Consider the following 13791-nt stretch of genomic DNA (forward strand, 5'->3'; position numbering starts at 1 on the left):
CTTTCGTTAGCCGAGGCTCGGAGCTGGCGGCGGCCCCGTCGTGTCCCGCACCCGCAACTCCGACGTGAACGACGCCGGTTGGGGCTCTGCCCCCTCGAGCATGGCCAGGGCGGCACGGGCTGCGGCCTGACCCTTCTGCACGAACGGCTGCACCAGGGTGGTCAGGTGCCGGATCGGGGTGCGGTGGAGCAGGCTGTCGTCCACCGTGATGCCGTCGAAGCCGACGACGCTGACGTCCTCGGGCACACGGAGCCCGGCGTCGAGAGCGGCTGAGATCACCCCGACGGCGATCAGGTCGCTCTGCGCGATGACGGCGGTGGGGCGGGGACCGTCCGGCGCGAAGAGCTCCGTGCCGGCGAGACGCCCCTCTTCCACCGAGCTGCCGGCGGTCTCGATGGCGACGGCGTCCGGGTAGACCTGGCGCACACCACGCAGGCGTTCGAGCGTGGTGAAGGCGATGCCCTCGTCCTGACGGGCTGCGTCGATCGGGCCTCGACGGCGTGCGGCGTCGAGGGGCAGGGTCACGACGGTCACGTCCCGGTGGCCGAGCCCCTGCAGGTACTCCGCAGCACGGCGTGAGGCATCGCGGTTGTCGAGCTGGACGGGGACAGCACCCTCGATCTCGTCCGCCTCGATCGCGACGACGGGGATCTGCCGACGGCGCAGCACGGCGACGGCCGGGTCGATCCGGACGTTGCACCCGACGAGCACGACGGCGTCCATCGGCGCATCCACCAGTGGGCCGGCACCCTGCTCGTCGTCGAGCGGACTCCGGACGAGCAGCAACGAGGCACCGGCGGCACCGGCGACCTCGGCGATGCCGTCGAGCGTCAGGACGTTGACCGGGTCACGGAACGCATCGCTCAGGCGCTCGTCCATCACGACGCCGATGACGCCGGAACGACCGCGGCGCAGCGAACGGGCACGGGGATCGGGGCCGCCGTAACCGAGGTCGGCAGCGGCGGCGAGCACGCGGGCCTTGGCGTCCTCGGACACCGGGCCGAGACCACTGAAGGCGAGCGAGGCCGTCGACGGCGCGACACCGGCAGCACGGGCGACCGCGGCGAGCGTCGGGCGCGACGAACGGGTGACGCCGCCGCGGGAAGGCGACGCGCCGGGTCCTGTTGCCGGTTCGTCCATCGCCCGTTAGCGTAGCCGGAACGAACAGTCGAATCGATTCGACAGCCGCAAGACCAGCACCGACACGCACCAGAACGCGCAGCACCGAGCGCGCCGCAGCACGATGGGAACCACCATGACGACGCCGTCCACCCGCACCGTCCCGACCACCAAGGCCTGGATCATCGCGGTGTTCGTGGTGTTCACCCTGTCCGGGCTCGACATCGCGACGTGGCTGGGCCGGATCCCGAGCGTCCGCGACTCCCTCGGGGCGAGCACGTTCGAGATGGGTCTGCTCGTGCTCGGCATGGCCGTCGGTTCCATCGGCGGTCTGACCTTCGCCGGGCACATCGTCGCGAAGCTCGGTGCCCGTCGGGGCGTGCAGGTGGCTGCGGCGTGCCTGGCGGTCGGGATGATCTTCGCCGGTGTGGCGGTCACGCTCGGGTGGGGCTTCGCCGCCATCTGGATCGCGCTCATCGCCTTCGGCTTCGGCAACGGCCTGTGCGACGTGTCGATGAACGTCTCCGGCGCCGCCGCCGAGAAGGCCGGGGGACGCACGATCATGCCGCTGTTCCACGCCGCGTTCAGCCTCGGCACGCTCGCCGGCGCAGGCCTCGGCGCCCTGGCCGAGAAGCTCGAGATCCCGGTCTCGTGGCACTTCATCGTGCTCGTCGTCGTCACGAGCGCCGCCATGCTCGTCGCCGTCGCGAAGTTCCAGGACGAGCACCTCGTCGAGCAGCCGGTGTCCACCGACACCAGCCCGGTCGCGACCCCGCTCACCCGCTGGCAGGTCTGGGCACAGCCCTCGACGCTGCTCATCGGCGTGATCGTGCTCGGCATGGCGCTGGCCGAGGGGTCCGCGAACGACTGGTTGCCCCTCGCGATGATCGACGGCCACGGGCTCGACAACGCCGGCGGTGCTGCCGTGCTGACGGTGTTCCTCGCCGCGATGACCGCCGGTCGCGTCGCCGGCAGCCCGCTGATCGACAAGTTCGGCCGCGTGCCGATCCTGCGCATCAGCGCCGCCGTCGCGGTGGTCGGCCTCGGCATGCTCATCTTCATCGACAACGTCCCGCTCGCGATCGTCGGCGTCGTGCTCTGGGGCCTCGGTGCCAGCCTCGGCTTCCCGATGGGCATGTCCGCCGCGGCCGACGACCCCCGCACCGCGGCCGCCAAGGTCAGCGCCGTCGCGACGATCGGCTACGTGGCGTTCCTGGCCGGACCGCCGCTGATCGGGTTCCTCGGTGAGGAGATCGGCCTGCTCGGGGCGCTGCTGATCGTCTTCGTGTTCATCATCGCGGCCGGCCTGGCCTCGGGTGCAGCGCGCGAGACCGGTGCCGCCGCCCGGCCCGCCCGCGGGACCGACAGGACGAGCGGGACCACGAAGCGCGAGACCGAGAAGTCCAGCAACAAAAACTGACTCAGACGCCGTCGCCCGCCCGCGCCCGCGTCGCCAGGTGCAGGGCGAGCCGGGTCTCCGGGTCGGACAGGTCGACCCCGAGCAGCCGCTCCACTCGCGCGATGCGGTCGGACACGGTGTTCCGGTGCACGCCGAGCACCGCGGCGGTCTCGGCGATCGACGACTCCGCGTCCAGGTAGGCGGCGAGCGTCGTCAGGAGCGCCCCGCCACCGCGCTCGAGCGGTGCGAGCAACTGCCGCGAGGCCGGCAGGAACGTGTCCGTCTGCGTCCACGCGAGCAGCAGCTGCGCGAGCCCGAGCCGGTCGACGTGCACGAAGTGCCCCGACTCCGGACGGCTGGCGGCCAGACGGGCGGCGTCGCCGGCCTCACCGAGCGTCCGCACCAGCCCGGCAGGGCCCGCCTGCAGACTGCCGACGCCCACGTTGGTCTCCACGGTGGTGCGGAGCGTGTTCTGCGCGCGCCGCAGCCGACCCGCGATGTCGGCCACTGCCTCCCGGCCGGGTTCGTCGGGTTCCGACAGCCACAGCACCCAGCCGTCCGCCTGTTCGACGACGACCGCGTCGAGTCCCTCGGCGCGCACCGCGGCGTCGACCTGCTGGCGGAGCGCGACCAGGTCGACGCCCTGCCGCGCGACCACGCGCGCACCGACGTGCCAGGCGTCCAGCCGCCACCCGGCAGCGATGGTCCGCTGCACGAGCTGCGGGGCGGGCGCCCCGTCCGCCGCGCGGAGTTCGTCGAGCATCGCCATCCGGTAGCGGGCGTCGCGCTCGTCGTCGAGCCGGGTGAGCAGCAGCCGGTGCCCGACGGCCACGGCGGCCACCTGCAGGGCACTCGCGACCACCTGCTGTTCGGCGGTGATCGGGACGGGCAGGCCGACGGCCAGCCACGCGCGCGGTCCGATGCCGGTGCCGACCGGGATCGCCACGAGCGTCTCGTCGACGCCCTCGGCGGTCAGCACGTCGCTCGTGCCGGCGCGGCGGACGAGCACCGCGCGGGCCGCGTCGTCGACCGCGGCTCCGCGGAGTGCCAGGCCCGAGGCGTCGAGGAACCGCACCGGATGGCCGAGTGAGCGATCGAGCCGGGCGAACAGGTCGTCGAGTTCGGGGCCGGCGTCGAGCGCGACGCGGGAGGCGTCGAGGGCTGCCCGGGCCGCCGGCCCCATCCCGGTGCCGATGAGTTCGTGCAGGCGGACCGAGGTCGCCCACGGGTCCGGGGTGGCGAGCACGGCGACGCCGAGCCGGTCGGCGAGCGTCGTGGTGCCGGGGCCGAGTTCCAGTGCCCCGTCGACGACGAGCAGGGTGGTGCCGGCCGCGGACGCCCGGCGCAGCAGCACATCGAAGCGCGCGTCCGCGCGGTCGACGGGGGTGAGCAGCACGACGACGTCGTCGCCCTGCGACAGGGACCGGCCGACCTGGTCCGGGGTCCCCACCACCCCACGGACGCTGCGGACCGCGGTGCTGCCGGGGCCGACGAGCAGGCGGGTGCCGGGCGGCAGGAGCGGGAGCAGGTCGCCGACGGCGTTCACGCGAGCACCTGGCCCACGGCCTCGGGGACGACGTCCGCGTCGATGCCGAACGCCCGCGGCCCCATGCGCGCGGTGCGGTCGGGGTCCGCCCACCACCACGGCGCCGACGGCAGCACGAGCACCGCGAGCTCGTTGCCGACCCGCGTGCGGTCGGTCGCCACGGGCGCGAGCGAACGCGCGTCGACGACGGTGATGACGCTCGGGGTGCTGGCGACCGGCAGGCCGTCGACCAGGCAGTGCACGTACTCGCTGCCCGCCTCGACCCGGGCGACCGCGCCGGTGCCGGCGTCGCGGATGGCCAGGCTGCTGCGCACGAACGCGAGCGCGTCCCCCTCGCGCTGGACGTCGATGACCCGGCCCTGCGCGACGACCCGGCCGCCGATGAGCGCGGCGAGTTCCGCCGCGTCGCGTGCGCCGCCCGCTGCGCGTCCGATCCGGAGGGCGCGCTGCACGCTGCCGACGACGGCCCGCTCGCGCAGCAATGCGACCGGGACCGGGCCGATCGCGAAGGCCGCCCAGCCGCCGCTGTGCGAGACGGCCTCGCGCCAGACCGTCTCGACGTCGTGGGGGTGCCGGGCGTCGACGACGATCCGCAGGCCGCTTGTGGTGGCCGCGGCTGCCGTGACCGTCGTGGTCGGGCCGACGAAGACCGACAGCTGGTCGATGCGCGGGACCGCGCGGCCGACCAGGTCCGCGTCGACGAGCGGCAGTCCGGCGGCGTGGGCGGTGAGGGCGGCGGCCGGTCCGGTCACGCCGCCGATCTGCGCGGCGACGACGGCGTCGGCACGGACGCCCGTCCAGCGTTCGACCGCCGCGAGCGCGGCCGGCAGCTCCTCGCCGCTCGGCATCTTCTCCTCGAGCACGGTGGTCGACCCGATCAGCCCGACGGCCACCACCGAGTTGAGCGCGGGGTCGTCGAGGTCGACGACCGGCACGCTGCGGTCGCCGAGCGCGAATCGGAGCGCGCTGACCATGTGGTCGACACGGCCGCCACCGCCGCACCCGAGCAGGGCGGTGCCGCGTCCGAAGACGGTCGCGTCGTCGGCCTGGAGGCCCGCCACACCGCCGCCCCGCCGCTCACCCTGGTCCATGGGTCCATTCTGCTGCCGTGGTCGCGTCCCGGGGCCGGGCGCCGGGGTCGGCGCGCGGCCGTTCGTCAGCCGACCGCCGGGGCGGCCGGGCGGACGTGCTCGTGCAGCTCCTCGACCGGGACGAACGGCTCGTCGAGCCCGAAGCACGACGGCCCGAACACGGCGAGCGCCTCCGGGGTCCGCATCAGGTCGGGGGTCGAGATGCCGATCACCCGGACGCGCTGCCCGAACCGCAGGCGCTCGGTGGTGATCGGTTCGGCGGTCTCGGCGTCGAGGACGCAGATCAGGTCGGGCACGACGGCGACGAGGCGGCCGTCCCGCCGGGCGACGAGGTTCTCGTTCTGGAACCGGAGTTCGAGCTCGGACCCGTCGGTCCCCTGCACGGTGGCACGACCGCGGGCGAACCCGTCGACCGTGCGGCGCTCGACGTCGACGACCTTGCCGTCGAACAGCTCGCGCAGGTGCGTGTAGATCGTCGTGCCGAGGGCCTCGGCGAGCGCGTCGATGGGGTCGCGGTGGGCTTCGCGGGCGACCCGGATGGCCCGACCGACGGCGAGCGCCAGGGAGAGCGTGCGCGGGACGGCGGTCTCCCGCACCTGGCGGCCGGACATGGCGTACTCGGCGATGTAGGCGACGCCGCCGAGCCGGATGGTGACCCCGCGGGCGAGCCACTCCATCTTCTTGTTGTCCGTGCCGGTCTCGATGATGACGCCGTGGCCGTTCTCGTCGCTGATCGCGAGCGGGCTGCCGGGGACGCCGTAGACCGAGAAGGTCTCCATCTGCAGCTCGGGGAACGCGCGGCCCATGCCGTCCGCGTCGACGACGGGCAGGCCGCCGGTGGCGCCGACGAGCAGCGGGATCATCGAGTTGATGCCGCCGCACTCGATGGGCATCGTCGCGGTCGCCGTCCGGCCCAGGTGGGCTTCGAGCCGACGGAGTGCGCCGAGGGGTTCCGGTCCGGCCGGGATGCGTTCGAGCACCACGGTCGGTGCGCCCATCTGCGCGGTGGGGATGACGAGGGCGTCGTCGGGCACCTCGGACGGGTCGAGGATCGTGACGGGGCCGTGCTGTTCGATCGCGGCACGGACCAGGAGCATCCCGATGGTGGGGTCGCCCCCGCCGCCGGTGCCGAGCAGCGCGGCGCCACGAGCCAGGTCGGGCAGGTCGTCGACGTCGAGGATCCAGCTCATCGGCGCGCTCCCGTGTTCGTCTCGCCCGCGCTCGTGGTGCCGTCGTGGCGGACCGCGGGGGTGTCGTAGCCGAAGTACCGCGGGCCGGCCAGGCGCAGGCCGTCCGGGGAGTGCCAGCGCTCGTCGGCCGGTGCGGTGACGATCCGGACGCGGGCGCCGAAGCGCAGGGCCTCGGTGGTGATCGGCTCGCCGGTCTCGGCGTCCAGGGTGATGATGAGGTCGGGAGCCGTGGTGCGGACCTGGCCGGCCACCTCGACCAGCAGGTGCTCGTTCTGGAACCGGAGCACCGCCTCCAGGCCGGTGTCGCTGCCGGAACCGGCGATGCGGGCCGTGCCACGGGCGAACCCGGTGACGGTCTTGCGCTCGATGTCGGCGACCTTGCCCTCGAACACGACCGTGCCGCCGAGCACCTCGGTGACCGCCGTGACGGGGTCCGCGTTCTCGCTGCGTGCGCGGACCAGCGTCTCGCCGAGCCGGACGCTCAGCGACAGGCTGCCGCGGACGAACGACTCCTTCACCTGCGCGCCGGACATGGCGTACTGCGCCGTGATCGCGGAGCAGCCCATCTCGACCGTCGCCGTGCGGGCGAGCCGCTCTGCCCACCGGTTGTCCACCGTGTCGAAGACGACGGTGTTGCCCTTTTCGTCGGCCAGGGCCATCGGTGTCGCGCTGACCCCGGACAGGGTCGGCAGCACCATCTGCACCTCGGGGAACGCGCGGCCCATGCCGTCACCGTCGACCAGGGGCAGGCCGAGCTCGGCCGCGGCGACGATCGGGGTCGTCGAGTTCACGCCGCCGACCTCGATGCAGGCCAGGTGGGTCGGGGTCACGTTGAGGAACGCCGACAGGCTGCGGATGGCCTCGGCGAACTGGCCGGCGGACGGCAGCTTCTCGACCATCACCGTGGGGGCGCCGATCATCGCGACCGAGAGCACCACGGCGTCGTCGGGCAGGTCCTCGACCTGGACGATCTCGACCGGGCCGTGGGCGCGGACGGCGGCCTCGGCGAGCAGGCGGCCGATGTAGGGGTCACCGCCGCCGCCGGTGCCGAGGATCGCGGCGCCGCGGGCGAGGGCGGAGCAGTCGGCGCCGATGGCGGTGAGGTGGGGTGCTGTGGGGGCGGCTTGTGTGGCTGCGGCTTGCGCGGCTGCGGCGCGCGGCGCGGCTTGCGTGGCGCTCATCGGACCAGCGCCCCGAGTGCCAGGTCGCCGACGGCCTTGGCGCGGATCCGCGTCGCGTTGCCCGGCAGGTACGGGATCGGGACCTCGTCGAAGTCGACGATGTCCACCGAGCCGGGGTCGGCGCCGGCCGCGGTGGCACGGTCGACGGCCTCTTGCCGGGCCTCGTCGACCACGGCGGACCGGCGGCCGTCGCTGATCGCGTAGACCTTGTCGACCTCGCCGCTGACCTGCGCGATCGCCGCACCGATGGCGTTGGCCACCGAGTAGTGCTCCGGGCGGTGCACGGTGCCGAGTCCGGGCAGGGTGTCCGGCAGCAGCACCGAGCCGCCGCCGACCGCCACGACGGGCAGCGGGTCGGACGAGGTGCGCATCCGCTCGACGATGTCGGCGACGCGCTCCGCGATGACGTCGAGCGCGCGGGCGGCGACCTCGACGGGCACCCCGGCGACGAGCGACGGGTCCCCGATCGCACCGCGGCCACCGCGGACGGCGACGTCGGTGGCGGTCAGGGTGGAGCCGCCGAAGACCAGGCCCTCCTCGGTCAGGCGGTACCCGACGGAGTCCGGGCCGACGACGCTGCCGTCCTCGCGGATGCGGGAGCCGCCGCCGATGCCGACGGACAGGACGTCGGGCATCCGGAAGTTCGTGCGGATGCCGGCGACGGCGACCTCGCCGGTGGCCTCACGAGGGAAGCCCGCGGTCAGGACGCCGACGTCGCTCGTCGTGCCGCCGACATCGACGACCGCGCAGGTGTCGAAGCCGGACAGCACCGCTGCGCCGCGCATCGAGTTCGTCGGGCCGGAGGCGAACGTCGCGACCGGGTAGCGACGGGCGTACTCGACGTCCATCAGCGTGCCGTCGTTCTGGCTCAGGAAGAGCGGCGCGTCGATGCCGCTGCCCGTGACCGACCCGGACAGGCCGTCGACGATGCGGTCGGCGAGCTCGCGGAGCGCCGCGTTGATGATCGTCGCGTTCTCGCGCTCGAGCAGGCCGATGCGGCCGATCTCGGACGACAGCGAGAACGCCACGTCCGGCCCGAGCTCGGCGGCCATGATCTCCTGCGCGCGCTGCTCGAACTCGTCGTTGATCGGGGAGAACACCGACGAGATCGCGACGGAACGGATGCCCGCGGCCGCGATGGCACCGGCGTGCCGCTTGAGCTCCTCGGGGTCGAGCTCCGAGATGACGCGGCCGTCGAACTCGTGGCCGCCGTGGGCCAGGAACGGCTGTGCGTGCACGGCCGACACCAGGTGCCCGGGCCAGTCCGTGAACGGCGGCAGCGACGCCGTCGCCGGCAGGCCCAGGCGGACCGCGGCGGTGGGGGCGAGGCCGCGTGCCTCGACCAGGGCGTTGATGAAGTGGGTGGTGCCGATCATCACGCCGTCGATGTCCGTGGGGCCGAAGGCGTGCTGTTCGCGCAGGCCGTCGAGCGCGGCGACGATGCCCGAGGTGACGTCGGGGGTGGTGGACCGCTTGACCGCCGCACGGACGGCGCTGCCGTCCATCAGGACGGCGTCCGTGTTGGTGCCGCCGACGTCGATGCCGATGCGCATGGGGGTTCCCTTCGGTGGTGCGGGTGCGGTGGTGCGGGTGCGGTGGTGTTCGCGGGGTCTTCGCGGGGGGGGGTACTGGTTCGTGGAGTGGGGACCGGCCGCGCCGTCGCGCGGATCAGGGGTGCGGCGACGCGACCGGCCGTTCGGGGAGCGCCCGGGTCAGGCGGCGGGGGTGGCCGGTGCTTCGGCGACCGGGGCCTCGGTGGCAGCCGGCACGGCCTCGGTCCGACTGACACCGACGCCGCGGATCAGCCCGAGCTTGCCGGCGACCACGTAGAGCACGAAGGCGATGACCACCGAGTTGATCGACGGGATGCCGACGGCGACGAAGTACCCGATGAGCGAGGCGACCGCCCAGATGACCAGGGTGGCCGGCACCCAGGTGGGCGAGGTCGCCGGGATGTTCTCGGCGTCGCTCAGCTCGCGGCGCCAGCGCTTCACGACGAAGTACTCCGCCACCATGATCCCGGCGATGGGCGGGAAGACGACCCCGAGCACGGACAGGAACGGTGTCAGGGCCCCGAGGAACCCGACCGCGGCGAGCACCGAGCCGACGACGCCCATCACGAGCGTCACGAGCCCGCGGTTCACCTGCTTGCCGAACACCGCGTCGATGAAGTTCGTGACGCCGAGGCTCGAGCTGTAGATGTTCCAGTCGTTGATCTTGAACGTGCCGAGCAGGATCACGAGGATGCCGACCCAGCCGACGCTCGACGTGATCACGCGGGTGATGTCCGCGGATCCGACAGCGTGGGCGAGCAGGACACCGGCCAGGCCGATGACGTACTCGCCGAGCGTCACGCCGAGCAGTGTCTGCTTCACGACGTCGCCGACCGAGCGGTTGAAGCGGGTCATGTCCGGCGTGATCACCGCACCGACGATGAACCCGCCCGCCACCAGGGTGGTGCCGGCCACGAAGCTCAGCTCCGGACCGGCCGGGGCTCGCGCGGCGAGCTCGGCGATCGAGTGGCGGCTCAGCTCGACGATGACCGCCCAGCCGACGAGCACCAGGAACAGCGGCACGGTGACGTTCGCCAGCCACTGCATCGAGTGGAACCCGCGCAGGACGATCGCGGTGACGAGCAGCCCGAACACGAGCGACCACGCCCAGGCGGGCAGGATCGGCAGGATCGAGACCAGGCCGGCCGCCGAGACGCCCGACTGGATGCCGAACCAGCCGATCAGGCTCAGCCCGATCGCCAGTCCGACCAGCGCCGAGCCGGCCTTGCCGAATCCCGTCCAGCGGGCGATGACCGAGGTGTTCAGGCCCTCCTTGACGCCGATGACGCCGACGAGCACCGAGACGATCTCCAGGATCACGGCGCCCAGGGTGATCGCCCAGAAGGCGTCCCAGAAGCTCATGCCGAAGCCGAGCGTCGCACCGAGCAGGAACTGGGACAGGGCCGAGATCTGCCCGAAGCGCTGCACGGCGACCTGGAACCAGCCGTAGCGCGCGGACATCGGGACCCGACTGAGCGAGTAGTCGTCGACAGCGACCGACTCGGAACGGGGGGTTCGTGGTGCTGACACTGCGGTTTCGCTGGCCATCGTGGCTCCTCGGGGAGGGGTGTCGGCGTGGGCCGATCGGGGTGTCAGCCACGGTAGGACGGCATCGGATTGCGGTACATGTGCAGAACGTCGTTACAGGCATGTGAATCCGTGCGCGCTGCACAGGCAGCGCGCCTCGTCCGGCCGATCACACGACGCCGGTTAGGCTTCCGGGGTGCGTCTCGTCATCGCCCGGTGCTCCGTCGACTACGCGGGCCGGCTCTCAGCCCACCTGCCGCTCGCGACCCGCCTGCTCATGCTCAAGGCGGACGGCTCCCTGCTCGTGCACTCCGACGGCGGCAGCTACAAGCCGCTGAACTGGATGAGCCCGCCCTGCTCGATCGAGATCACCGAGCCGGACGAGGAACAGTCGGTCGCCGGCATCACGCAGGTGTGGACGGTGACGCAGAAGAAGACGCAGGACAAGCTCATCGTCTCCCTGTACGAGGTCGTGTCCGACGAGACCCACGACCTGGGCGTCGACCCGGGCCTGGTGAAGGACGGGGTCGAGGCGCACCTGCAACAGCTCCTGGCCGAGCAGATCGAGCTGCTCGGTGACGGCCACACCCTGGTCCGCCGCGAGTACATGACGGCGATCGGGCCGGTCGACATCCTGGCCCGCGACGACGCAGGGGCGAGCGTCGCGGTCGAGATGAAGCGCAACGCCAACATCGACGCGGTCGAGCAGCTCACCCGGTACCTCGAGCTCATGAACCGCGACCCGCACCTGCGTCCGGTGCAGGGCGTCCTCGCCGCGCAGACGGTGGCACCGCAGGCCCGCACCCTCGCCGAGGACCGCGGGATCCGCGTCCTCGTGCTCGACTACGACGCGATGCGCGGCATCGAGGGCGGCCACACCCGCCTGTTCTGACCCGCGTCGGGCCGTCCAGCCGTCCGGCCGTCGGGCCTGGAGGCGCGGCTCGCCCCGCCCCGCCGCCGACGGATCCCGGATGGTCGCCGCCACGTCCCGGCTAGGGTGGGCAGGACATGACCAGCCCGTTCTCCGCCATCCTGTTCGACCTCGACGGCACCATCAGCGACTCCGCGCCGGGCATCCTCGAGAGCCTGACGCACACCTTCCGCACCGTCGGCGTCCCGGTGCCGGACCACGACACCCTGATGTCGTTCGTGGGCCCGCCGATCATGGACACGTTCCGGATCGCGATGGGCATGGACGAGGAGCTCGCCGACCGCACCCTCGCCGTCTACCGCGAGCACTACTTCTCGCACGGGGCGCTCGACTCCGCGATGTTCCCGGACATCGACGTCGTGCTGCGCACCCTGCACCAGGCGGGGCTGCCGATCTCGACGGCGACGAGCAAGCCGGAGACCCCGGCGACCTACATCCTCGAGCACTACGGGCTCACCGGGGACATCGACATCATCACGGGCGCGAGCGACGACGAGGTGCGGTCGAGCAAGGCCGACGTCGTCGAAGAGGCACTGCGACGCCTCGAGGCCCACGGCTTCGACACCAGCCGCCCGGTGCTGATCGGCGACCGGAAGCACGACGTCGAGGGCGCCACCGTGCACGGCGTCCCGGTCGTCTTCGCCGAGTGGGGCTACGGCTCCCCCGACGAGGCCGAGGGCACCATCGCCCGTGCCGCCACCCCGCTCGACCTGCCGCCGATCCTGCTACCGTCCGCGACGCCGTCCGCATGAGCGGCGACGTCGCACGTCGGGGCCTCCGCGGCGCCGCCTGGCTGCTGCCGGCGGCCATCATCCTGATCGCGCTGAACTTCCGCGGTCCGATCGTCGCGACCGCCCCGGTCATCGGGGACGTCCGCGCCGACCTCGGTCTGACCGCGACGATCGCCGGGCTGCTGACGACGATCCCGGTGCTGTGCTTCGCGCTCGCGACGCCGTTCGCCAGCTGGGTCATCGCGAAGGCCGACCCCGAGCGCGCGGTCTCGCTGTCGCTCGTCATCGTGCTCGCGGGCACCGTCGTGCGCTCGATGCCCTCGTCGGCGGCGCTGCTGATCGGCACCGCGGTCATCGGCATCGGCATCACGATCGGCAACGTGGTGATCCCGGTCGTCATCCGGCGGGACACCTCGCCGGAGCGTGTCGGTCTGGTCACCGGCGTCTACACGTCGGCGCTCAACGTCGGGTCGATGATCACGTCGCTCGGCACCGCTCCCCTGGCCGCCCTGTGGGGGTGGCCGGTCGCCATCGCGATCTGGGCGGTCTTCGCACTCATCGCCGCCGCGGCCTGGACCTACACGGTCGGTGCTCGCGCCGCCTGGCGACGCCCGCTGCCGTCCGAGCGGGACGAACCGCTGCCCGTCACCGGTCCGATCGACCAGGTGCTCGACACCGGGGCGATCCGCACCGCCCGCGCCGCCGAGGCCGCACGGGTCGCCGCTGCCGAGCCCATCCGACCCGCACGACGGCTCATCACCTGGGGCCTGACGCTGGCGTTCGGTGGTCAGGCGTTCTCGTACTACGCCCTCACCGCGTGGATCCCGACGCTGCTGCACGACGAGATCGGCTTCTCGAAGGCGTCGTCGGGCGCGAGCTCGTCGGTGTTCCAGATCCTGGCCGTCGTCGGGGCGCTCGGTGTCCCGCTGCTCGCGACCCGGTGGCGTCCGGCCGCGATCATCGCCCTGGTCGGCACCCTGTGGCTGGCGATGCCGCTCGGGCTGCTGTTCGCCCCGCAGCTCTGGTTGCTGTGGTCGGTGCTCGGCGGCGCGGCCCAGGGCGGCGGCATCACCGTGATCTTCATCGTCATCGTGCGGATCGTCTCGAGCGATGCCGACGCCCGCCGGATGTCCGCGTTCGTGCAGGGTGGCGGGTACCTGCTCGGGTCGGCCGGGCCGCTCGTCGCCGGTGCCCTGCACGGTGCGACGGGGAACTGGACGGCACCGCTGCTCGTCGTGCTCGTCGCGGTGCTCACCCTCGGCGTCGTCGGGACGTTCGCCGCGCGACGGGTGTCATGACCCCGAACCCGAACGCCGGCTGAGACCCCGCTCCGGCTCGACCCCCGAGGCGCTGACCGACGGGGGCCGCACCCGCACGACCCCTCAGCGCGCGGACCGGCTTCGCGGCCAGCTGGCGGCACGGTCCCGGCCGGTCGTCATCCCGGACGGCCAAGGTCCGGAGAGTGGACATCCGACGACCCGCCCGGTGGCGGGACCAGCCGCTCGCAGCACGGCTCACCCTGC

At 73.0% G+C, this 13791-nt stretch carries 11 protein-coding genes; 4 read left to right on the forward strand and 7 right to left on the reverse strand.

Going from position 1 to position 13791, the window contains the following annotated elements:
- Positions 1-6: 6 nt before the first annotated feature.
- Complete coding sequence (locus QRN49_RS06400) at positions 7-1140, reverse strand: substrate-binding domain-containing protein (protein WP_284754598.1); 1134 nt, start codon at positions 1138-1140, stop codon at positions 7-9.
- Between the two features lie 115 nt (positions 1141-1255).
- Between QRN49_RS06400 and QRN49_RS06405 the strand changes: the two genes are divergently transcribed.
- On the forward strand, positions 1256-2539 hold the full coding sequence (locus QRN49_RS06405) for an MFS transporter (protein ID WP_284754599.1): 1284 nt from the start codon (positions 1256-1258) through the stop codon (positions 2537-2539).
- Position 2540: 1 nt separating this feature from the next.
- Here QRN49_RS06405 and QRN49_RS06410 read toward each other — a convergent pair whose 3' ends face one another.
- The 6 genes from QRN49_RS06410 to QRN49_RS06435 form a co-directional block, all read right to left on the reverse strand.
- Entirely contained in the window at positions 2541-4064 is a 1524-nt protein-coding gene (locus QRN49_RS06410; RefSeq protein ID WP_284754600.1) for a helix-turn-helix domain-containing protein, read from the reverse strand.
- The gene (locus QRN49_RS06415; protein WP_284754601.1) at positions 4061-5155 is read right to left on the reverse strand and encodes a DUF917 domain-containing protein; all 1095 of its coding nucleotides are present in this window, start codon (positions 5153-5155) and stop codon (positions 4061-4063) included. Before QRN49_RS06415 ends, QRN49_RS06410 begins: the two co-directional genes overlap by 4 nt.
- A 65-nt stretch (positions 5156-5220) precedes the next feature.
- Positions 5221-6345, reverse strand: a complete 1125-nt coding sequence (locus QRN49_RS06420) for an S-methyl thiohydantoin desulfurase family protein (RefSeq protein WP_284754602.1) — start codon at positions 6343-6345, stop codon at positions 5221-5223.
- Entirely contained in the window at positions 6342-7526 is a 1185-nt protein-coding gene (locus QRN49_RS06425; RefSeq protein ID WP_284754604.1) for an S-methyl thiohydantoin desulfurase family protein, read from the reverse strand. The genes QRN49_RS06420 and QRN49_RS06425 overlap by 4 nt, the downstream gene beginning before the upstream one ends.
- Positions 7523-9079: a hydantoinase/oxoprolinase N-terminal domain-containing protein gene (locus tag QRN49_RS06430; protein WP_284754605.1), complete on the reverse strand. Its 1557-nt coding sequence runs from the start codon at positions 9077-9079 to the stop codon at positions 7523-7525. The genes QRN49_RS06425 and QRN49_RS06430 overlap by 4 nt, the downstream gene beginning before the upstream one ends.
- A 159-nt stretch (positions 9080-9238) precedes the next feature.
- Positions 9239-10627, reverse strand: a complete 1389-nt coding sequence (locus QRN49_RS06435; RefSeq protein ID WP_259570919.1) for a purine-cytosine permease family protein — start codon at positions 10625-10627, stop codon at positions 9239-9241.
- Between the two features lie 175 nt (positions 10628-10802).
- Between QRN49_RS06435 and nucS the strand changes: the two genes are divergently transcribed.
- The 3 genes from nucS to QRN49_RS06450 all read left to right on the forward strand — a co-directional run bounded on the left by nucS (position 10803) and on the right by QRN49_RS06450 (position 13566).
- The gene (gene nucS, locus QRN49_RS06440; protein WP_017887754.1) at positions 10803-11498 is read left to right on the forward strand and encodes an endonuclease NucS; all 696 of its coding nucleotides are present in this window, start codon (positions 10803-10805) and stop codon (positions 11496-11498) included.
- A 116-nt stretch (positions 11499-11614) separates the two neighbouring features.
- The gene (locus QRN49_RS06445) at positions 11615-12289 is read left to right on the forward strand and encodes an HAD hydrolase-like protein (RefSeq protein WP_284754610.1); all 675 of its coding nucleotides are present in this window, start codon (positions 11615-11617) and stop codon (positions 12287-12289) included.
- Positions 12286-13566: an MFS transporter gene (locus QRN49_RS06450; RefSeq protein ID WP_284754612.1), complete on the forward strand. Its 1281-nt coding sequence runs from the start codon at positions 12286-12288 to the stop codon at positions 13564-13566. The genes QRN49_RS06445 and QRN49_RS06450 overlap by 4 nt, the downstream gene beginning before the upstream one ends.
- The last annotated feature ends 225 nt before the right edge of the window (positions 13567-13791 follow it).

The sequence above is a fragment of the Curtobacterium sp. ME-Dv--P-122a genome, from assembly GCF_030209645.1.
Lineage (GTDB): Bacteria > Actinomycetota > Actinomycetes > Actinomycetales > Microbacteriaceae > Curtobacterium > Curtobacterium flaccumfaciens.